The 20804-nt window shown below is 71.7% G+C and carries 16 protein-coding genes (1 of these 16 running past the window's edge); 9 read left to right on the top strand and 7 right to left on the bottom strand.

Annotated elements, in window-relative coordinates; translation table 11 throughout:
• The 6 genes from OG702_RS09555 to eccCa all read right to left on the bottom strand — a co-directional run bounded on the left by OG702_RS09555 (position 1) and on the right by eccCa (position 9438).
• Complete coding sequence (locus OG702_RS09555; protein ID WP_327288418.1) at positions 1-360, bottom strand: YrhB domain-containing protein; 360 nt, start codon at positions 358-360, stop codon at positions 1-3.
• A gap of 96 nt (positions 361-456) precedes the next feature.
• Positions 457-2148, bottom strand: coding sequence for a putative T7SS-secreted protein (locus OG702_RS09550; protein WP_327288417.1), 1692 nt, complete (start codon positions 2146-2148; stop codon positions 457-459).
• 227 nt (positions 2149-2375) lie between these two features.
• Positions 2376-4124, bottom strand: coding sequence for a putative T7SS-secreted protein (locus OG702_RS09545; protein WP_327288416.1), 1749 nt, complete (start codon positions 4122-4124; stop codon positions 2376-2378).
• Complete coding sequence (locus tag OG702_RS09540; protein ID WP_327288415.1) at positions 4124-4786, bottom strand: hypothetical protein; 663 nt, start codon at positions 4784-4786, stop codon at positions 4124-4126. Before OG702_RS09540 ends, OG702_RS09545 begins: the two co-directional genes overlap by 1 nt.
• Positions 4783-5397 (bottom strand): hypothetical protein, encoded by a 615-nt coding sequence (locus OG702_RS09535; RefSeq protein WP_327288414.1) that lies wholly within the window; start codon positions 5395-5397, stop codon positions 4783-4785. Before OG702_RS09535 ends, OG702_RS09540 begins: the two co-directional genes overlap by 4 nt.
• A gap of 108 nt (positions 5398-5505) precedes the next feature.
• Positions 5506-9438 (bottom strand): type VII secretion protein EccCa, encoded by a 3933-nt coding sequence (eccCa, locus tag OG702_RS09530; protein WP_327288413.1) that lies wholly within the window; start codon positions 9436-9438, stop codon positions 5506-5508.
• 135 nt (positions 9439-9573) lie between these two features.
• Here eccCa and eccD point away from each other — a divergent pair, with 135 nt between their 5' ends.
• The 6 genes from eccD to OG702_RS09500 all read left to right on the top strand — a co-directional run bounded on the left by eccD (position 9574) and on the right by OG702_RS09500 (position 16753).
• Positions 9574-11040: a type VII secretion integral membrane protein EccD gene (gene eccD / locus OG702_RS09525; RefSeq protein WP_327288412.1), complete on the top strand. Its 1467-nt coding sequence runs from the start codon at positions 9574-9576 to the stop codon at positions 11038-11040.
• Between the two features lie 209 nt (positions 11041-11249).
• The gene (gene rpsO / locus OG702_RS09520) at positions 11250-11537 is read left to right on the top strand and encodes a 30S ribosomal protein S15 (RefSeq protein WP_033173003.1); all 288 of its coding nucleotides are present in this window, start codon (positions 11250-11252) and stop codon (positions 11535-11537) included.
• A gap of 331 nt (positions 11538-11868) precedes the next feature.
• Complete coding sequence (locus OG702_RS09515) at positions 11869-14091, top strand: polyribonucleotide nucleotidyltransferase (protein WP_327288411.1); 2223 nt, start codon at positions 11869-11871, stop codon at positions 14089-14091.
• Positions 14088-15464 carry a M16 family metallopeptidase gene (locus tag OG702_RS09510; protein ID WP_327288410.1) on the top strand — a complete coding sequence of 459 codons (1377 nt, stop codon included), beginning with the start codon at positions 14088-14090 and terminating at the stop codon, positions 15462-15464. The genes OG702_RS09515 and OG702_RS09510 overlap by 4 nt, the downstream gene beginning before the upstream one ends.
• Before the next feature lie 61 nt (positions 15465-15525).
• Positions 15526-16299: a 4-hydroxy-tetrahydrodipicolinate reductase gene (gene dapB / locus OG702_RS09505; RefSeq protein ID WP_327288409.1), complete on the top strand. Its 774-nt coding sequence runs from the start codon at positions 15526-15528 to the stop codon at positions 16297-16299.
• 4 nt (positions 16300-16303) lie between these two features.
• A complete protein-coding gene (locus tag OG702_RS09500; protein ID WP_327288408.1) occupies positions 16304-16753 on the top strand; it encodes a hypothetical protein in 450 nt (149 codons plus the stop codon).
• A 16-nt stretch (positions 16754-16769) separates the two neighbouring features.
• Here OG702_RS09500 and OG702_RS09495 read toward each other — a convergent pair whose 3' ends face one another.
• Positions 16770-17315, bottom strand: coding sequence for a hypothetical protein (locus OG702_RS09495; RefSeq protein ID WP_327288407.1), 546 nt, complete (start codon positions 17313-17315; stop codon positions 16770-16772).
• Positions 17316-17481: 166 nt separating this feature from the next.
• Between OG702_RS09495 and thyX the strand changes: the two genes are divergently transcribed.
• From thyX to OG702_RS09480, 3 genes are all read left to right on the top strand, one after another.
• Positions 17482-18255, top strand: a complete 774-nt coding sequence (gene thyX / locus OG702_RS09490; protein ID WP_442814353.1) for an FAD-dependent thymidylate synthase — start codon at positions 17482-17484, stop codon at positions 18253-18255.
• 189 nt (positions 18256-18444) lie between these two features.
• On the top strand, positions 18445-19344 hold the full coding sequence (gene dapA / locus OG702_RS09485; protein WP_327288405.1) for a 4-hydroxy-tetrahydrodipicolinate synthase: 900 nt from the start codon (positions 18445-18447) through the stop codon (positions 19342-19344).
• A 136-nt stretch (positions 19345-19480) separates the two neighbouring features.
• Positions 19481-20804, top strand: partial view of a ribonuclease J gene (locus tag OG702_RS09480; RefSeq protein ID WP_327288404.1) — the 5' portion only. The gene runs 362 nt beyond the window's last position; only the first 1324 of its 1686 coding nucleotides appear in the window; the start codon lies at positions 19481-19483; the stop codon falls past the right edge of the window.

The following is a 20804-nucleotide window of genomic DNA, read 5'->3' as shown; positions in this document are numbered from 1 at the left end:
TCACGCTCCGGTGGCGGGGGGTTGCCCGGTCCACTGGGTCCCGAAGACCCGGGGGTCGGTCAGCTGGGCGAGCCGCTCCGGCCAGACGCCGTCCTCGAACCAGGCGGTGGCGTCCGGTGTGCTCAGCGCGCTGGGCGTGAAGCCGATCAGCGAGCCGTCCTTGAACACCACGATCTCCCGCACCATCGGCGCCTGGGTGAAGTCGCCGGTGTCGATGTGCTCCTGCGAGTCGAAGCGGACGGTCCAGGCCAGCCGGTACTCGGCGGTGCTCCCCGGCTCGATCACGATCGTCGGCGGCCCGTCGCCGTACCTGTCCCGAAGGAACGCCCAGGCGGCGGCGAGCGCCTCCTCCTCGGTCATCACAGGTGCACCTTTCTTCGCTGTGCGCCGGGCCGGCACTGGCGGCCGCGCCCGGTGGGGTCGGTCAAGCGTCACACAAGGGTCGGGTCGTCCAGGCTATTTGTACGGCATGTATTGGATCGAAACGCCCTTTTCGAGGTCGGCCAGCCGGCCGCTCTGCCCGTCGAGGAAGACCACGCCGTTGCTGTCCTTGACCACGTTGAAGACGTGGGCACTGCCGCCGCGGTTGATGTAGACGACGCCGCGCGAGCCGTCGCCGCGCGCGTTCATGTCGTTGATGATGTCGTCGTAGCTCTTGACGTTCTCCCACTGCGCGCTGGGGTTGCCGAGCCTGGTGGGGCTGGGCCACTGGGGCGACTGCAGCGGGGTGGCCTTGGATGGCATGCCGTCGAGGCGCTCGTTGACCGCTTCCACGTTCTTGGAGCAGTTGTCGGTGTAGCCGGGCTTGCCCGTCTCGTTGACGTCCTTGAGCCAGGGGTATTCGTCGTGCAGGAACTGCGCCTCTTCTGCCGGGGTCATCGAACCCTGGTGGAAGGCCTTGCCCTTGACGTCGCTGGTGGCCTTCGCGAGGTTCTTCCACTTGCCGCCGTTTTCCGCGGCGTCCTTCGCGGCCTGCTCGGCCGCCTCCTTGCCCGCACCCTCGACACCGGCCTTGGCGCCGGCGCTGCCGCCGTCGGTGGCGATCGCCATCAGGATGTTGCCGACGAGCCGGCCGCCCGCCTCGGAGCCGTCGGACCCCCATCCCGTGCCCAGCAGGACGCCGGGGAGCCGCTCGGGGTGCGCGGTCATGTCCAGCAGGCCGGCGGCGGTGGAGTTGAGGTGGGTCAGATACTGCGCGGGGTGCGTCATGTTGTACGGGTCGTACGGGTTCAGCCCGCGGACGAACTTCAGCATGTCGGTGCCGGAGCGTATGAGCCCGCCGGCGAAGTGCTCGGCCTGGATCGGCATCGAGGTGAGGAAGTCGCCGCCGTCGCTCTTCATCCGGTCGGCGAAGTCCGGCTTGGCGGGTGCGAGCGCGGTGGCCGCGCGGACCTTGGTCCCGGCCTCGCCGGCGACCGTGTCGCGCTGCTTGCGGGCCGCGTTGAGTATCTCCTTGGCGTGGTTCTTGTCGGCGGCGCCGGGGTCGACGAAGGCGCCGGGGGCGACCGGCGGCTTGCCCGGGTCGTCGTTGCCGTCGACCAGATCCTTGTAGCTGGCCAGGTCCTTGTTGTACTCGTCGACCTTCGCGTTGTAGGCGTCCGCGGCCCTCTTGCGCGCGTCGGTGCCCTGCTTCCACAGCCGGACCGCCTCCTTGGCCTGGCCCTGCGCCCAGTCGACGGTGAAGGCGTAGTGCTCCAGCGCGTTCGACGCGTCCTGGCAGGCGGTCGCCGCCTTGGCCCACTTGGCGGGCTGCGGGGCGAACTTCGACCGGAAGGCCTCGGCGCCCGCGCCCTCCCAGCTGCCCGGGTCGAGGTGGGTCAGGCCGGTGTGGCCGGTGTCGAAGGCGGAGTGGAAGCGGCTCAGGTGGCCGGCGACCTCACGTATCTTCGTCGAGTCCCCGTGCACCAGCTCCTTGGGGTCCTCGCTCTGGCCGAGCTGCTGCTCGTCGACATGCGCGCCCAGGTGGTCGGCGATCGAGTCACCGTGGTCGTCGACCCAGTCCGCCGCGTCGTGCAGGCCGACGTGGTCCAGGCCGTCGCCGACGGCGTGGGCCCCGTCGTCGATCAGGTCGCCGGCCTTCTTCTTGGCCTTGCCCAGCAGCTTCTCGCCGCCGTCGCCGATCTTGTTGACCAGACTTCCCAGGCCCATCAGCCCACCCCCGCGGTGCTGTTCTGCGGCGCCGGTTCGGCGGCCGGTCCGCTCGTGCTGTGTTGACGATCGCCGCCCATCCTCGCAGGTTCCGGCCAGGGGCCGCATCTCCGGGACGGGAACCGCCAGGCCAGCGGGCCGACGAAGCACAGCGCAACGGACCTTTCAGGCCGCCCGGTCCAGCCCGTTTCCGTCTTTCTCCGGCGGCCCGGGAAGCGGCGCGGAGCTCAGTCCGCGACCCGCCGCCCGTGCGCGTCCAGGACGTAGTGGAAGACGTGCCGCGCCGCCAGGTGGATCGGGCTGGTGCTCACCAGGCCCGCCTGCGGGTCCCACCAGAACACCCGGCCCCGGTGGTTCAGCGCGGCGAAGACGTGCGTGGCCCGTACTCCGTGGGCGCGCTGCCCCCACTCGACCTGGACGAGGGCGCTCGACCCGTGTCCCGACCGGCCTACGTCGTCGGCGACTTGCCGGTAGGCGGTGGGCCCGGGGCCGGTGTAGCCGAAGGAGGTGTCGTCCCGGACGCCGCCGTGGTGCACGCCCGGGCGCTCGGCGCTCAGTACGTCGAGCCGCCCGTCCGCCGGCCCGCCGAGCGTGCGGGCCGCGGCGGCCCGCGGATTGCCGTACCAGGTCTCCAGCGCGGCACGTACGCTGCCGGCGCTGTTGTGCGGCCGGCCCGCGACCGTGATGCCGCCGTGGACCTGAATCGTCGTCCAGACCCCGCGCGGGTCCGGGTACCGCTGGAAACCACCGTCGGGAAGGCGCGGCACCGCACTCTCCAGCCCCTGCCGCAGCCCCTCGGGTCCACCGTCCGCAGGACCGCGGATGCCGTCGGGACCGATGCCGCGCGCCGGCACGGCATCGCGGCCCGCGGCGCTGCCGCCGTCCGTCGCGAGGGTCAGCAGGACGTTGCCAACGAGCCGCCCGCCCGCCTCGTCGCCGTCGGTGCCCCAGCCGGCGCCGACGACGATCCCGGGCAGCCGCTCGGGGTGCGCAGCCAGCCGGAGCAGCCCGGTCGCGGTGCCGTTCAGCCGCGCCAGATACGCGGCAGGGTGGCTGCGGTTGTACGGGTCGCACGGGTTCAGCCCGCGTCCGAAGCGCATCGCGTCCGTGCCGCTGCGGATCAGCCCGCCGGCGAAGTGCTCGAGGCGGATCGGTGCGCCGTCCAGCAGGTCGACGGTGTCGGACCCGAGCCGGGCGGCGAAGTCCGGCAGCGCCGGGGCGAGCCCGGTTGCGGACCGCAGCGCCGTCTCGGCGGCCCGCGCCACCGTGTCGCGCTGGTCCCGCGCCGCGGTCAGCAGGTCGTGCGCGGCGCTCCGGTCGTCCGCGCCCGGGTCGACGAAGGGGCTCGGCGGGGACGGAGGCGCCTGCGTGGCGCCGGCGGCCGCCAGCGCGGAGTGGTATTCCGCGACCTTCACCTGGTAGGCCCGCGTGGCCTTCCCGCACGCCTCGAAGCCCTGCTTCCACAGCCGGGCGGCCTCCTTGGCCTGGCGCTGCGCCCAGTCCACCACGAAGGCGTAGTGCTCCAGGGCGTCCGCCGCCTCCTGGCACGCCGATGCCGCGCGGCCCCATGCCGCGGGCTGCCGTGCGAAGGCCGTGCGGAAGGCGTCGCCGCCCAGCCCCTTCCAGTCGCCCGGGTCGAGCCGGGACAGGCCCGTGCACCCGGCGTCGAAGGCAGTGCGCAGCCGGCGCAGGTGGCCGGCCGCGGTACGGATGCGGCCGGCGTCGCCGTGCAGCAGGTCCCTGGGGTCCTCGCTCTGCCCCAGCTGCCGCTCGGCGACACCGGCACCGAGCCGGTCGGCGACCAGGTCGCCGCTGTCCGCGGTCCAGCGCGCCGCGCCGTGCAGCCCGGCGGCGTCCAGCCCGGCGGCCAGCAGGTGGGCGCGGTCCTCGACCAGGGCGCCGGCCCTGTGCTCGGCCGAGCGCAGCAGCCGCTCGCCGCGCTCGCCGATCGCGTCGGCGACCGCCCGGACGCCCATCAGCCGCCGCTGCCGGTGCCACCGCCCTGAGCCTGCTGCTGCGCGCGCTCGTCGGGGGTCGGGCCGTAGAGCTGGTCCAGCGACTGGTCGTACTCGTCCTTCTGTCCGGTGAGTGTCGCCGCGGTCTCCATCGGGATGGACTGGCTCATGTCGTGGGCGGTGTCCTTCCAGGTCTGGCCCATGTCGGACAGCGCCTGGTCGGCGGACTTCGCGCTGAAGTCCGGGTGCAGGAAGTCGTTGATCGCGTTGTCGGAGCCGATCTGGCCCCATGACATGTTCTCCTCCTGCTCCTCGGTCAGGTTCGGATTGCCGAGGTCGGAGGCCACGACGACCTTGAGGGTCTTCATGGCGTACTGGTCCATCTCGTAGTACGTGCCGGCCGCCAGGCCCAGCCGCTGCGCGATCTGGTCGGCGTCCTGGACGATGGTCCGCACGCCCCACTCCCAGCGGTCGCAGAAGCCGTCGAAGGCCGACGTGAGCCCGGAGTGCCCGGTCTGCATGCCGGTCAGTTTGAGGTTGGAGAAGCCGCGGCCGACGTCGGCCGCCGCTTCCTGCCCCATCGACTGCAGTTCGTGGATGACGCCGTTGAGCCCGGCCGCCGTCTGGGCCAGCGCCGTCTCGGTGACGTTGTAACCGCCGCCGCCCCCGCTGCCTCCGGTCATCGTTCCTCCCCGTTCACCGCCGCGGCGTCCACCGCGGCCTCGTCAGGTACCACACCCGTCACCGGCGGGAAGATCATCGGCCGACCCCCCGCCACGTCCAAGGCCACGCCCGCCGGTTCGCCGACCGCGGGGACCACCTCGTCCAGCAGCCGCCACCCGTAGACCGACAGGTAGTCCACCTCCGACGAGCCGTCAGCACCCCGCGCCACCGCGAAGCGCGCCAGCTCGGTGTCGTCGGAGAAGGCGTACACCCAGTGGATACCCCCCATGCGCGTCGCCCACAGGTCGCCGCCCTCCAGCGTCGGCACCATGACCAGGCTCGCCCGGAAGGCGTCGATCAGGGCCTCCGGGTCGCCGTTGCCCGCGTGCAGGTCGGCCAGTTCGGAGACCAGCGCCGCGTGGGCGCCCTCCTGGGCGCTCGGCAGCATGCCGAAGGCCGCGGCCACCGGCACCGGCGGGCTGTCGCCCGCGCCGTCCACCAGCTCCGTCAGCCGCGACCACGCCGCGGGCGGCGCGGCGGCCGCGCTCCGACCGCCGTCGCTGCTTCCGCCGGACTCGTCCGGCGGTACGTCACCGCCGGAGCCGTACAGCCGGTCCCAGTCCGACTTCATGATCGTGCCCCCATCGCCGGTGCGGCCGCCGGCCTGCGGCCGCACTCATCCCGACAAAAAACCTAGCAGCAGACGGGGATCGCGTGACCTGTGCGTCAACGCCCCCGCTCACCCCTCCGGGGTCCAGGCCAGTTGCACCAGCCGGCTGCCGCCGCGGCGCGCCGCGAAGATCGCCCGGCCGGGTGGCATGTGCCGCGGCCGCACGCTGCCCATCAGCTCGCCCTCGATCGGGTCGCCCGACAACACCAGGCCCTGCGCGCCCAGTTCCTTGGCGCGCTGCATGAACGGCTCGTACATCGAGCGCCCCGCACCGCCGCTGCTGCGGGCGATGATGAAGCGCACCCCGACGTCGCGGGCGAACGGCAGGCTGTCGGCCAGCTGCGCCATCGGGTTGCTGCCCGCCGCGACCAGCTCGTAGTCGTCGATCAGCACGAACAGCTGCGGCCCGCTCCACCAGCTGCGGTCGCGCAGCTGCCGCGGGGTGACGTCCGGACCGGGTGCACGCCGTTCGACCAGCTTCTGCACCTCGGTCATGTGCGTCTCCATGGCCGCCGACGCCGCGATGTACTCCAGCACATGGCTGTCGGGGAGCGCGCCGAGCAGGGTGCGCCGGTAGTCGCCGACCACCAGCATGGCCTCCTGCGGGGTGTAGCGCTGGCTGAGCTGCCGGGCGATGTGCCGCAGCGCGGCCGTCTTGCCCGACTCGCTGTCGCCGAAGACGATCAGCACCGGATCGGTCTCGAAGTTCACGAAGACCGGCGCGAGAGCCGTCTCGTCGATGCCGATCGCCACCCCGCGCTCCGGGAAGCGCGAACCGTCGGGCAGCTGCTCGGCGGTGAGCATCGTCGGCAGCATCCGGATGCCCGGCGCGGGCGCCCCGCGCCAGGCCGAGTTGACCGCCTCCACCATCGCGGCGCCGCCCTCGGTGAGGTCGGCCGACGCCGAACTGCCGTCGATACGCGGCAGGCCCGCCATGAAGTGCAACTGCTGCTGCGTGATGCCGCGACCGGGCACCCCGGCCGGGACGTTCGCGGCGACCTTGCGGTTGATCTCGGAGTCCATGACGTCGCCGAGCCGCAGTTCGAGCCGGTTCAGCAACTGGTCCTTGAGCGCGGCCCTGACCTCCATGTAACGCGACGCGGTGAGCACCACGTGCACGCCGAAGCCCAGACCGCGGGCGGCGATGTCGGCGACCACCGGTTCCAGGCGCTCGTTGTCCTGCTTGAACGCGCCCCAGCCGTCGATCAGCAGGAAGACGTCGCCCCACTGCTCGTCGGGCAGTTCACCGGTCGCCCGCAGCCTGCGGTACGACGCCACCGTGTCGATCCCGCGGCTGCGGAAGGTCTCCTCGCGGCGGGCCAGCACGCCCGCGACCTCGGCCACCGCCCGGCGCACCCGGTCGGGTTCCAGTCGCCCCGCGACCCCGCCCACATGGGCCAGGCCGTCCACCGCGCGCAGCGCGCCACCGCCGAAGTCCAGGCAGTAGAACTGCACCTCGTCCGGCGTGTGGGTCAGCGCGAAGGACGCCACCAGGGTGCGCAGCATCGTGGACTTGCCGCTGCGCGGCCCGCCGACGATCAGACCGTGGCCGGCCGCCCCGCTGAAGTCCAGCATCAGCGGGTCGCGGCGCTGCTCGAACGGCTTGTCCACGATGCCCAGCGGCACCGAGAGGCCGCCCAGCGGCGTCCCGCCGGTCGCCTGCAGGCCGCGGTCGGCGGACACCGCGAGCGGCATCAGCCGGTCCAGGCTCGGCGCCTCGTCCAGCGGCGGCAGCCACACCTGGTGCGCCTCGGGGCCGCGGCCCTCAAGGCGCCGCACCAGCACGTCGAGCACGGTGTCGGCCACGGCGTCGTCGCGCTGCGCCGCCACCGGCCGGACCGCCGGCGCGCTCATCGGCACCGGCGCGGCGGTGAACGGCGCCGCCCGGCGGCCGCTCTGCGCGCCGCCCTCGGCCTCGGTCTCCCGGCCCCTGCGGTGCGGGCCCGACACGTAGGCGGCCTTGAACCGCACCATGGTGTCGGTGCCGAACTTCAGATACCCCGAACCGGGCACCGACGGCAGGTGGTAGGCGTCCGGCACGCCGAGCGCGGCCCGCGACTCCGAGGCGGAGAAGGTCCGCAGGCCGATGCGGTAGGACAGATACGTGTCCAGGCCGCGCAGCCTGCCCTCCTCCAGGCGCTGCGAGGCCAGCAGCAGGTGCACGCCCAGCGAACGGCCGATGCGGCCGATCTGGATGAACATGTCGATGAATTCGGGCTTGGCGGTCAGCAGTTCGCTGAACTCGTCGATGACCAGCACCAGCGAAGCCAGCGGTTCGAGGGCCGCGCCCGCGGTCCTGGCCCGCTCGTAGTCGTGGATGTTGGCGTAGTTGCCGGTGGACTTCAGCAGCTCCTGGCGCCGCTGCAGTTCACCGGTGATCGAGTCGCGCATCCGGTCGACCAGGGTCAGGTCGTCCGCCAGGTTGGTGATGACCGCCGACACGTGCGGCATGTCGCTCATACCGGCGAAGGTCGCGCCGCCCTTGAAGTCGGCCAGCACGAAGTTCAGCGACTCCGAGGAGTGCGTGACGGCCAGGCCGAGCACCAGGGTGCGCAGCAGCTCGGACTTGCCGGAACCGGTGGCGCCCACGCACAGCCCGTGCGGCCCCATGCCCTCCTGCGCCGCCTCCTTCAGGTCGAGGTGCACCGGCTCGCCGTCCTCGCCCACCCCGATCGGTACCCGCAGCCGCTCGTGCTGGCTGCGCGGCACCCAGCCGCGGGAGACGTCGAAGGACGAGGCCTCGCCGATACCCATCAGGTCGGTGAAGTCCAGGTTGGACAGCAGCGGTTCGTCGTCGCCGCCGTCGGCCGGCCGCAGCGGCGCCAGCTGGCGGGCCAGCGACTCGGCCTCTATGGCGCTCAGCCGGTCCGGTGTGCCGCCGTACGCGCCGCCGGACGCCGAGCGCAGCAGCATCTCCTCGGAGGTGCAGCGCAGCCACAGGTCGCCGCGCGGCTCCCCGGTCTCGCCGGGCGCCATCTCCACCACGGTCACGCCCAGCAGGCCCTCACCGGCGGCGAGCACCGACGTCGCCGGGACCGTACCGCCGTCCACGAAGACCACCACGTGCGCCTGGTCGAGCAGCGGCGACGCGTCACGCTGGAACCGCGGACGGTCCTCCAGCCTGCCGTGCAGCAGTTCCTCCAGCTCGCCCATGTCGCCCACCACCAGCCGCCGGGTGCCCGCCCCGTCCAGGTCGGCCGGGGACTGCGTGTGCGGCAGCCACTTGACCCACTCCCACTCGCGCAGCGCGGACTGCGAGGCGGCCACACCGAGCACCAGGTCGGCCGGCGAGTGCAGCGTCGACAGCTGCGCGATCATCGCCCGCGCCTGCCCGTAGACGGCCTCGGGATCACCGGTCAGCGCGACATGGGAGAACGCCCGCAGCGACACCGCCAGCGGCAGCCCCTCCACGGTGCCGTAGGCGGCGATGAAGCGCTGCATGGCGTGCGCGGTCAGCGGCTCAAGCTGGTCCACCGGGGCGGTGTCCGGGGCGACCAGCGGGGTGGCCAGCTGCTGCGGGGCCAGCCCCACCCGCACCTGCCCGAAGTCGTCGTCGCCCGGGCGGCGTTCCCAGACCCGCTTGCCCTCGGCGGCCAGCGCCCACAGCTGGTCCGGCGCGGGATGGGTGTAGAGCTGGCTGCTGCGCTGCTGGTCGGCGACCTTGCGGGCCTTACGGCGCTGCTGCGCCAGGTATTTGAGGTAGTCGCGGCGGCTGTCGGCCATGTGCCCGCTGGCGCCCTGCCGGGTGCGCACCACCTGCGCTATCGCCATCGCCACCATCGAGGTGAGCATCAGCCCACCCATCACCTTCATGATCGGCTGCGAACCGGGCATGAAGAAGTACGCGGCCGAGCCGCCCATGGCGAGCATGGGCAGCAGCATCATCATCACGCCCTGGTCCTGGCCGCGCTGCAGTTCGGGCGGTGACGCCAGTTCAAGCTCTTCCGACGGCATCTCGGGCGGGAAAGCCCGCGCCGGGCGCTTGACGATGACCGAACTCACTGATGTGCTCGCCCCCCGGGATCATCTACCCGTTGTGACTGATATTTTGTCGCAGATACTACTTACAGCCACCGCCCACCGGCCAGACGGGAGTTGGCTGATCGCGGAATTCCGCACCCGAGGGGGCACAGCGCGGTGAGCACGATCTCAGCGACCGGATTCTGCCGCGTCACGGTCGTAGCACCGGACAGCAGGATCGATGTGGCACTGCCCGACGACCTGCCGGTCGCCGACCTTCGCCCCGACATCCTGCGTCTGTCGGGCCAGGTGCAGACCGAGGAGGAGCCGACCGGCTTCCATCTCGTCCGCCGGGACGGCAGCGTCCTTGACCCGGCCCTGTCGCTTTCGGCGCAGCGCGTCCTCGACGGCGAACTGATCGCGCTCCGGGCCTTCGCCGAGTCGCTGCCGCCGGCCGTCCACGACGACGTGGCCGACGCCATCGCCACCGCGGTCGTACGCGACCGGCGCCGCTGGGACGACGACCTGATGCGGATCGTCGGCCTGACCGGCGGCGCGGTGCTGCTGGTGATGATGGGCTTCGTCCTGTGGTGGGCCGAGCCGGTCAGGCACGACATGCACTCCATGCCGGGCGTGGTGGCCGGCGTCCTGGGCACGCTGCTGGTCGCCTACGCGGCAGTACGCGCCCGGATCTACCGCGACCGCGCCGCCGCCGTCGCGCTCGGACTGGCGGCGCTGCCGCACCTGCTGATCGCCGGCTCCGGCATCGTCGCCCCCGACCACGGGCACGGCCCCGGACGGCTGCAGTTCTTGGTCGGCTGCGCGACGGTCCTGCTGGCCTCGGCGATCCTGGTCGCCGTACTGCCCACCGGCGACGCGCCCTTCGTGGCGTCCGCCTTCCTGGCCGGCGCGGGCACCCTGGCCACCTACGGCGCCATCGCCACCGACGCCCCGCCGCGCGCGGTCGCCTCGGTCGCCGCCGTCGCGGCCGTCGCCCTGGTCGGCTTCCTGCCCGGCTGGTCGGCCCGCTTCGCCCGGCTGCCGATCGGCTTCGGCTCGCCCGAGCCGTCCGCCGAGGTCATGGAGCGCTACGGCGACCGGCGCGAGCCCGAGCAGGCCATCGACTACGAGGCGGTCGCCGCGCAGGCCCGCCGCGGCCACGAACTGCTGCTCGGCCTGGTCGGCGGCTGCTCTGCCACCGTGGTCGGCGCCGCCGCCGTGATGAGCTTCTCCGACTCCGCGCCCGCCCAGGTGCTCGCCCTGACCGCCGGGGTCGCGGCACTGCTGCGCGCCCGGCTCTTCCGCTACACCAGCCAGGTCGCCAGCCTGGTGGTGGCCGGCATCCTGGCGGTGGCGCTGCTGATCCTCGGTCTGGCGCTCAACCCCGACACCTCGCTGCTGCTGGATCTGGCCAGGGGCGACCACGGCCCGATCGACCTGCACACGCTGTGGCTGTCCGCGGCCATCGCGGCCGGCGCCGTCCTGCTGGTCGCCATCGGCCTGATCGTGCCCCGCAAGGGCGTGTCCCCGTTCTGGGGCCGCAGCCTGGACCTGGCGGAGGGCGCCGTCCTGCTGTCGCTGGTCCCACTGTGCCTGGGCGTGCTCAAGGTCTACGGCTCGGTCCGCGGGCTGAGCAGCGACTGACCTGCGGGAGAGCGCCCGTCCTGGGTGCGCCGGCCGGGCAGGCGGCGGCGATGACCCGCCGGTAAGGGGCCCGACAACCGGCTGGTACCCTGGGTGACGGTCACCTGTGTGTTCACGCCCGGTGACCGTACGCCGCACGAGTCACCTGAGATTTCCCCGCGATGCAGACCGGGGACGCTCGTCGGCCCACGACCCCACGAGGAGTCCGTATGTCGCTCGACGTCGAGACGAAGAAGCAGATCATCGCCGAGTTCGGCACCAAGGAGGGCGACACCGGCTCCCCCGAGGTCCAGGTCGCGCTCCTGTCGCGCCGGATCTCGGACCTGACCGAGCACCTCAAGACCCACAAGCACGACCACCACTCGCGTCGTGGTCTGCTGATCCTGGTCGGCCAGCGCCGCCGTCTGCTGCAGTACCTGGCCAAGAAGGACATCACGCGCTTCCGTGAGCTCCGCGAGCGCCTCGGCATCCGTGCCGGCGCTGCGGGCGTTCGCTAACACGCGTGGAGGGGAGCGGTGCCCGCAGGACGGGGCCGCTCCCTTTGCCATATGCACCGAATTCTGCCAGCGGCACCGAAGTTGTCCGCACTCGGCGACCAAGCGCGCACATGACGTGCGCGAAACCTGCGTCGTCTGGTGCAATGGTGCTGTTGACAACGTATGAGGAGGAGCGTCCTCCTTTCCGCCGCAGACGCCGGTCCTCGGTAGTGGCCCCCGGGTGGTTCCACCCCCGGTGGCTTCGATCGAAGACCGGCCCCCGGCAGGACGCCCCTCCACCGATGGCCCCCGGGGACACGCCCCGCGGGCAAGGACGAGGAGAATCCACATAGTGGAGAACGAGACCCACTACGCCGAAGCCGTGATCGACAACGGCACCTTCGGCACCCGCACGATCCGCTTCGAGACGGGCCGGCTGGCCCGCCAGGCCGCCGGCTCCGCCGTGGCCTACCTGGACGACGACACCATGGTGCTGTCGGCCACCAGCGCCTCCAAGCAGCCCAAGGAGCACTTCGACTTCTTCCCCCTCACGGTGGACGTCGAGGAGCGCATGTACGCGGCCGGCCGGATCCCCGGCTCCTTCTTCCGCCGCGAGGGCCGCCCCTCCGAGGACGCCATCCTCACCTGCCGGCTGATCGACCGCCCGCTGCGCCCGTCCTTCGTCAAGGGCCTGCGCAACGAGATCCAGGTCGTCTGCACGATCATGGCGCTCAACCCCGACCACCTCTACGACGTGGTCGCCATCAACGCCGCCTCCTGCTCCACGCAGCTGGCCGGCCTGCCCTTCTCCGGCCCGATCGGCGGCGTCCGCGTCGCGCTGATCCGCGGCCAGTGGGTCGCCTTCCCGACGCACACCGAGCTCGAAGAGGCCGTCTTCGACATGGTCGTCGCGGGCCGCGCCCTGGAGGACGGCGACGTCGCGATCATGATGGTCGAGGCCGAGGCCACCGCGAAGACCATCCAGCTGGTCGAGGGCGGCGCCGAGGCGCCGACCGAGGAGGTCGTCGCCGCCGGCCTCGAGGCCGCCAAGCCGTTCATCAAGGTGCTCTGCAAGGCGCAGTCCGAGCTCGCGGTCAAGGCCGCCAAGCCCACCGGCGAGTTCCCGATCTTCCTGGACTACCAGGAGGACGTCTTCGAGGCCCTGGAGTCCGCCGTCACCGGCGAGCTGTCCAAGGCGCTGACCATCGCCGGCAAGCAGGCCCGCGAGGCCGAGCTCGACCGGGTCAAGGCGCTGGCCGCCGAGAAGCTGCTGCCGCAGTTCGAGGGCCGTGAGAAGGAGATCTCCGCGGCCTACCGCTCGCTGACCAAGAAGCTGGTCCGCCAGCGCGTCATCCGTGACAAGGTCCGCATCGACGGCCGCGGTGTCACCGACATCCGCACGCTGGCCGCCGAGGTCGAGGCGATCCCGCGGGTGCACGGCTCGGCGCTCTTCGAGCGCGGCGAGACCCAGATCCTCGGTGTCACCACGCTGAACATGCTCCGCATGGAGCAGCAGTTGGACACCCTGGCGCCGGAGACCCGCAAGCGCTACATGCACAACTACAACTTCCCGCCGTACTCGGTCGGCGAGACCGGCCGGGTGGGCTCGCCCAAGCGCCGCGAGATCGGCCACGGCGCCCTCGCCGAGCGCGCCCTGATCCCGGTCCTGCCGACCCGCGAGGAGTTCCCCTACGCGATCCGCCAGGTCTCCGAGGCGCTCGGCTCCAACGGCTCCACGTCGATGGGTTCGGTCTGCGCCTCCACCATGTCGCTGCTGAACGCCGGTGTGCCGCTCAAGGCCCCCGTCGCCGGTATCGCCATGGGCCTGATCTCGCAGGAGATCGAGGGCGAGACGCACTATGTCGCGCTCACCGACATCCTCGGCGCCGAGGACGCGTTCGGCGACATGGACTTCAAGGTCGCCGGCACGAAGAAGTTCGTGACCGCGCTGCAGCTGGACACCAAGCTGGACGGCATTCCCGCGTCCGTGCTGGCCGCGGCCCTCAAGCAGGCCCGCGACGCCCGGCTGCACATCCTCGACGTGATGATGGAGGCCATCGACTCCCCGGACGAGATGTCGCCGAACGCGCCGCGGATCATCAGCATCAAGATCCCGGTGGACAAGATCGGCGAGGTCATCGGCCCCAAGGGCAAGATGATCAACCAGATCCAGGAGGACACCGGCGCCGACATCTCCATCGAGGACGACGGCACGGTGCTGATCGGCGCCACCGAGGGCTCGCAGGCCGAGGCGGCGCGTGCGGTGATCAACCAGATCGCCAACCCGACCATGCCCGAGGTCGGCGAGCGTTACCTGGGCACGGTCGTGAAGACCACCACCTTCGGCGCGTTCGTGTCGCTGATGCCCGGCAAGGACGGTCTGCTGCACATCTCGCAGATCCGCAAGCTCGCCGGCGGTAAGCGCGTCGAGAACGTCGAGGACGTCCTCGGCGTCGGCGCCAAGGTGCAGGTCGAGATCGCCGAGATCGACCAGCGCGGCAAGCTGTCGCTCGTCCCCGTCATCGAGGGCGAGGACGGCGACGCCGACGACGTGAAGGACGAGTCGGCCCAGTGACGACCCGCTCCACCGCCGCGACGGCCCGCCCCTCCACCAAGGGGCGGGCCGTCCGCACACGGACCCTGCTGCCCGGCACCGACGGCATCGGGACGGTACGCCGCAGCGTGCTGCCCGGCGGCCTGCGGGTCGTCACCGAGACCCTGCCGACGGTGCGCTCCGCCACCTTCGGCATCTGGGCCGCCGTCGGCTCCCGCGACGAGACCCCGGTGCTCAACGGCGCCACCCACTACCTGGAGCACCTGCTCTTCAAGGGCACCGAGCGGCGCAGCGCACTCGACATCTCCGCCGCCGTCGACGCGGTCGGCGGCGAGATGAACGCGTTCACCGCCAAGGAGTACACCTGCTACTACGCCCGGGTGCTCGACACCGACCTGCCGCTGGCCATCGACGTGGTCTGCGACATGCTCACCGGATCGCTGATCCGCCAGGAGGACATCGACGCCGAACGCGGCGTCGTCCTGGAGGAGATCGCGATGACCGAGGACGACCCGGGCGACCAGGTGCACGACCTGTTCAGCACCGCCATGCTCGGCGACACCCCGCTCGGCCGCCCGGTCCTGGGCACCGTCGAGACCATCAACGCGCTCACCCGCGACCAGGTGGCCCGCTTCTACCGCAAGCACTACGACCCGACGCGCCTGGTCGTCGCCGCCGCGGGCAACGTCGACCATGCGAGCGTCGTACGCCAGGTCCGCCGCGCCTTCGACCGGGCCGGCGCCCTGCGCGACGCCGACGCACTGCCGCAGCCGCCCCGCGACGGCGCCCGCACGCTGCGGGCCGCCGGCCGGGTCGAGGTGCTCGACCGGCGCACCGAGCAGGCCCATGTCGTCCTCGGCATGCCCGGCCTGTCCCGCACCGACGAGCGGCGCTGGGCGCTGGGCGTGCTCAACACCGCCCTCGGCGGCGGCATGAGCTCCCGGCTCTTCCAGGAGGTCCGCGAGAAGCGCGGCCTGGCCTACTCGGTGTACTCCTACACCTCGTCCTTCGCCGACTGCGGGATCTTCGGCGTCTACGCCGGCTGCCAGCCGGGCCGGGTGCCGGAAGTGCTGAAGATCTGCCGGGACGAGCTGCACCAGGTCGCCGAGCACGGGCTGACCGACGAGGAACTGCGCCGCGCCATCGGCCAGCTGTCCGGATCGACGGTGCTCGGCCTGGAGGACACCGGCGCGATCATGAACCGGATCGGCAAGAGCGAGCTGTGCTGGGGCGACCAGCTGTCCGTCGACGACCTGCTGGCCAGGATCGCCGCCGTGACGCCCGACGAGGTACGCGCGGTCGCCCGTGACGTGCTCGGGCAGCGCCCGTCGCTGGCCGCCATCGGCCCGCTCAAGCAGAAGCAGGCCGCCCGCCTGCAGGAAGCCGTCGCGTAGCCGGCGCCGGCTCCGTACGCTCCACGCACCCCGTACGCACGACTCGGAGGACCCCGAAACGATGAGCAAGCTCCGTGTGGCCGTCATCGGCGCCCAGGGCCGGATCGGCTCGGCGGCGGCCGGCGCCGTCGAGGCCGCGGACGACCTCGACCTGGTCGCCGCGATCGACCGCGACGACCCGCTGGACACGCTGACCGCGGCCGGCGCCCAGGTCGCGGTCGAACTGACCCACCCCGACGCGGTCATGGGGAACCTGGAATTCTGCGTCGGGCACGGCATCCACGCGGTGGTCGGCACCACCGGGTGGACCGAGGAGCGGCTGGGCCGGCTGCGCGGCTGGCTGGCCGCCGCGCCCGGCACCGGGGTGCTCGTGGCCCCGAACTTCTCCATCGGCGCCGTCCTGACCATGCAGTTCGCCCGCCAGGCGGCCCGCTGGTTCGAGTCGGCCGAGGTCATCGAGCTGCACCATGACAACAAGGCGGACGCCCCCAGCGGCACCGCCACCCGCACCGCCCAGCTGATCGCCGCCGCCCGCACCGCGGCGGGCCTCGCCCCGCAGCACGACCCGACCACCCACGGCCTCGACGGCGCCCGCGGCGCGGACGTCGACGGGGTGCCGGTGCACTCGGTACGGCTGCGCGGCCTGCTCGCCCACCAGGAGGTGCTGTTCGGCGGCACCGGCGAGACACTCACCATCCGGCACGACTCGCTGCACCACAGCAGCTTCATGCCCGGCATCCTGCTCGCCGCCCGCACCGTCCCCGGTGTCCCCGGCCTGACCTACGGGCTGGAACACTTCCTGGACGGGACGGAACCGGGCCACCCGGAGGACTGACCGCATGCGCTCCAAAATCAGCTACGCCGTCTCCGCCGCCGCGCTGCTGTTCTACTTCGTCCTGGTCGGCGACCGCGGCCTGCTGCTGATCGCCGACGGCCGCCCGGTCACCGTCGCCTTCGGCGTCGCCGTACTGGTGCTGCCGCTGATCGGCGGCTGGTTCCTGTGGCACACCACGCAGTTCGCCCGGCACGCGGGGCGGCTCGGCCGCGAGCTGGAGGCCGAGGGCGGGCTGCCGGTCGACGAGCTGGCCCGCATGCCCAGCGGCCGGATCGACCGGGACTCCGCCGACGCGGTCTTCGCCAAGCGGCAGGCCGAGACCGAGGCGGCGCCGGACGACTGGCGCAACTGGTTCCGGCTGGCCGTCGCCTACTTCGACGCCCGCGACACCCCGAGGGCGCGCAAGGCCATGCAGCGCGCCATCGCCCTGCACGACGGCAAGCCGACGCGGTAGGGGCGACGACGGCGGGTCAGCACAGCTCGGCGGCCCAGCCCTCGATGGCGTCGGCGGCCATGTCGAACGCCTCGACCCGGCCGAGGAAGTCCGCGTTGTGGTCGGTGAGCTGCGGGCGCAGCGGCTCGCCGCCCTTTCGGGTGATGATCAGCGCCTGCCCCTGGACGCTGCGCGGCAACCCCAGCACCCGCACCGGCTGCTGCGCGGTCCGCACCGAGGCGACCTTGCGCCACGGCACGGTCACCGTGGTGAAGTAGGACGTCTGCCGCAGGCCCTTGCCACTGACCCACACACCGACCCGCAGCAGCCGCAGCGCGGCCACGATGACCAGCGCCGCCACCAGCAGGCACACTGCCGCGCCCCGCGTGTTGCCCGCGGCGGCCATGATCAGCGCGGCGAACATCAGATAGGACGCCAGCATCAGTGCCAGCGCGGCCGTGGCGACCCGCCACGGCCCCGGGCGGTACGGCCGCATCCAGCGGTCCTGCTCCAGATGGAGGAGCGGGCGGCCTTCCGCCAGGTCGTCGGGGGCGGCACTCGCGGACATGTAGGGCAGGGACACGCGGAGAATCCTCTTCCGGTTCCGGCGGGGGCAGGGCGGAGCGGGCTGCACTCCGACCCGGTGAGGCTAGCCGCCCCGGCGGCCCCACGGCTACTTCGGGTCGGCCGATCGGCTGCGGCCCGCTGTCCGACCCAGCGGCTAGCCTGGTCGCCGCAATGCCGTCCACATGGAAGGACCTCCGGTGCCGACCGATCTCCCCACCGGGACCCCCGCCCCCGCCTCGGCCGCCGTCGAGTTCCGGGACGACGTCACCGTCGACCTCGTCAAGCACAGCGCGTCGGACTCCGACGTCCTGTGGGCGGCCCGGGTCTCCACCGCGGGCGAGCAGTCACTCGAAGAGCTCACCAAGGACCCGGAGCGGTCCAAGGGCCTGATCAACTACCTGATGCGGGACCGCCACGGCAGCCCCTTCGAGCACAACTCGATGACCTTCTTCATCAGCGCCCCGATCTTCGTCTTCCGCGAGTTCATGCGCCACCGCGTCGGCTGGTCCTACAACGAGGAGTCGGGCCGTTACCGCGAGTTGCAGCCGGTCTTCTACGTGCCGGGACCGGACCGCAAGCTGGTGCAGCAGGGCCGTCCCGGGAAGTACGAGTTCGTGCACGGGACACCCGAACAGCACAAGCAGACCGTCGCGGCGATGGAGGAGTCCTACGCGCAGTCCTACGCGGCGTATCAGGCGATGCTCGCCGACGGAGTGGCCCGCGAGGTGGCCAGGGCCACTCTTCCGGTCGGACTGTTCTCGTCGATGTACGCGACCTGCAACGCCCGGTCGCTGATGCACTTCCTCGGCCTGCGCACCCAGCACGAGCTGGCCTCGGTGCCGTCCTTCCCTCAGCGCGAGATCGAGATGGTGGGCGAGCGCATGGAGGCGGCCTGGGCGGAACTGATGCCGCTCACCCGTGCGGCGTTCAACGCCAACGGGCGTGTCGCCCCGTAGCGGGGCGGCCCGGCACCCCCCGGCACGGCCAAATGTCCGAAGTGTTCGGATTGCAGGCTTTCGTGAGGTTCATCTAGGCTGCAGAAACGGACTCCGGCGGTGCCTGAACCCCCGAGCAGACATCGCCGGAGTCCTTTGCGCAGGTCCCACGGCTGCGTGCCCCCGTACACACCGAGTAGCGTGGGACCCATGGCTCCGACCTCCACCCCCAAGGCCCCCTTCGGGCGGGTCCTGACCGCAATGGTCACGCCGTTCACCACGGACGGTGCACTCGACCTCGCCGGCGCCCAGCAGCTCGCCGCCCACCTGGTGGACGCGGGCAACGACGGACTCGTCGTCAACGGCACCACCGGGGAGTCGCCTACCACGAGCGACACGGAGAAAGACCAGCTCGTACGCGCCGTGGTCGAGGCGGTCGGCGACCGCGCCTTCGTCATCGCCGGCGTCGGCACCAACGACACCCGGCACAGCTCCGAGCTGGCCCGCCAGGCCGAGCGCAGCGGCGCCCACGGCCTGCTCACGGTCACGCCGTACTACAGCAAGCCGCCGCAGGAGGGCCTGTACCGGCACTTCACCACCATCGCCGACGCCACCGGGCTGCCGGTCATGCTCTACGACATCCCCGGCCGCAGCGGCGTCCCCATCGACACCGAGACCCTCGTCAGGCTGGCGGAGCACCCCAGGATCGTCGCCAACAAGGACGCCAAGGGCGACCTCGCCGCGGCGAGCTGGGCACTGGGCCGCAGCGGCCTTGCCTGGTACTCCGGTGACGACATGCTCAACCTGCCGCTGCTGGCCATCGGCGCCACCGGCTTCGTCTCCGTCGTCGGCCACCTCGTCACCCCCGAGCTGCGCGCACTGCTCGACGCGTACACCAGCGGCGACGTTGCCAAGGCCGCCGAGATCCACCAGCGACTGCTGCCGGTCTACACCGGCATGTTCCGCGCCCAGGGCGTCATCACCACCAAGGCCGCCCTCGCGCTGCGCGGACTGCCCGCAGGCCCGCTCCGGCTCCCGCTCACCGAACTGGACCCGGACGCCACGGAACGCCTCAGGAAGGATCTCGCCGCAGGCGGGGTACACCTCTGACTACAGACTTCACAACTGAATAAGCACCATCCGATGCAACAGCACCGCCCGAATGACGGTGCTCCACCGAAAGTCACACAGTTCCGCGCGCCACGGCCCAGGAAGGCCTTTCCGGCGTGCGTGATAGGGAGAAACTTTGAGTCATCCGCACCCCGAACTCGGCCCCCCGCGGACTCTCACCGAAGGCGGCCTGCGCATCACACCGCTCGGCGGCCTCGGTGAGATCGGCCGCAACATGACGGTCTTCGAATTCGGCGGCAAGCTGCTGATCGTCGACTGCGGAGTCCTCTTCCCCGAGGAGGAGCAGCCGGGCGTCGACCTGATCCTGCCCGACTTCACCTCCATCAGGGACCGCCTCGACGATGTCGTCGGCGTCATCCTGACCCACGGCCACGAGGACCACATCGGCGCCGTCCCCTTCCTGCTCAGGGAGAAGGACGACATCCCGCTGATCGGCTCCAAGCTCACCCTCGCCCTGATCGAGGCCAAGCTCCAGGAGCACCGCATCCGGCCGTACGCACTGGAGGTCAGGGAGGGCGACCGGGAGCGCATCGGCCCCTTCGACTGCGAGTTCATCGCCGTCAACCACTCCATCCCGGACGCCCTCGCCGTCGCCATCCGCACCCCGGCCGGCATGGTCGTGGTCACCGGCGACTTCAAGATGGACCAGCTCCCGCTGGACGGCCGGCTCACCGACCTGCCCACCTTCGCGCGACTCGGCGAGGAGGGCATCGACCTGCTGCTCGCCGACTCCACGAACGCGGAGGTCCCCGGCTTCGTGCCGCCGGAGCGCGACATCTCGCAGGTGCTGCGGCAGACCTTCGCCAAAGCCGAGAAGCGCATCATCGTCGCCAGCTTCGCCAGCCATGTGCACCGCATCCAGCAGGTGCTCGACGCCGCCTACGAGCGAGGCCGCAAGGTCGCCTTCGTCGGCCGCTCCATGGTCAGGAACATGGGCATCGCCCGCGACCTCGGCTATCTGAAGGTCCCCAACGGCCTGGTCGTGGACGTCAAGGTGCTCGACGACCTGCCGGACGAGAAGGTCGTCCTGGTCTGCACCGGATCGCAGGGCGAGCCGATGGCGGCACTGTCCCGGATGGCCAACCGCGACCACCAGATCCGCATCGTCGAGGGCGACACCGTCGTCCTCGCCTCCTCGCTCATCCCTGGCAACGAGAACGCGGTCTACCGGGTGATCAACGGCCTGACCCGATGGGGTGCCAACGTCGTCCACAAGGGCAACGCCAAGGTGCACGTCTCGGGCCACGCCTCGGCCGGCGAGCTGCTGTACTTCTACAACATCTGCAAGCCCCGCAACCTGATGCCGATTCACGGCGAATGGCGTCACCTGCGGGCCAACGCCGACCTGGGCCGGCTCACCGGCATCCCCAAGGAGCGCACGGTCATCGCCGAGGACGGCGTCGTCGTCGACCTCGTCAACGGCGTGGCCAAGATCGCCG

The organism is Streptomyces sp. NBC_01198, from assembly GCF_036010485.1.
In the GTDB taxonomy this organism is placed as follows: domain Bacteria; phylum Actinomycetota; class Actinomycetes; order Streptomycetales; family Streptomycetaceae; genus Actinacidiphila.
This window is presented reverse-complemented; position numbering and strand designations above follow the sequence as displayed.

Coding starts and splice junctions, on each gene's coding strand:
- rpsO (WP_033173003.1), top strand. CDS start 11,250: ATGTCGCTCGACGTCGAGACGAAGAAGCAGATCATCGCCGAGTTCGGC.
- OG702_RS09550 (WP_327288417.1), bottom strand. CDS start 2,148: ATGGGCCTGGGAAGTCTGGTCAACAAGATCGGCGACGGCGGCGAGAAG.
- thyX (WP_442814353.1), top strand. CDS start 17,482: ATGGAAGGACCTCCGGTGCCGACCGATCTCCCCACCGGGACCCCCGCC.
- OG702_RS09540 (WP_327288415.1), bottom strand. CDS start 4,786: ATGACCGGAGGCAGCGGGGGCGGCGGCGGTTACAACGTCACCGAGACG.
- OG702_RS09545 (WP_327288416.1), bottom strand. CDS start 4,124: ATGGGCGTCCGGGCGGTCGCCGACGCGATCGGCGAGCGCGGCGAGCGG.
- OG702_RS09535 (WP_327288414.1), bottom strand. CDS start 5,397: ATGAAGTCGGACTGGGACCGGCTGTACGGCTCCGGCGGTGACGTACCG.
- dapA (WP_327288405.1), top strand. CDS start 18,445: ATGGCTCCGACCTCCACCCCCAAGGCCCCCTTCGGGCGGGTCCTGACC.
- OG702_RS09500 (WP_327288408.1), top strand. CDS start 16,304: ATGCGCTCCAAAATCAGCTACGCCGTCTCCGCCGCCGCGCTGCTGTTC.
- OG702_RS09555 (WP_327288418.1), bottom strand. CDS start 360: ATGACCGAGGAGGAGGCGCTCGCCGCCGCCTGGGCGTTCCTTCGGGAC.
- dapB (WP_327288409.1), top strand. CDS start 15,526: ATGAGCAAGCTCCGTGTGGCCGTCATCGGCGCCCAGGGCCGGATCGGC.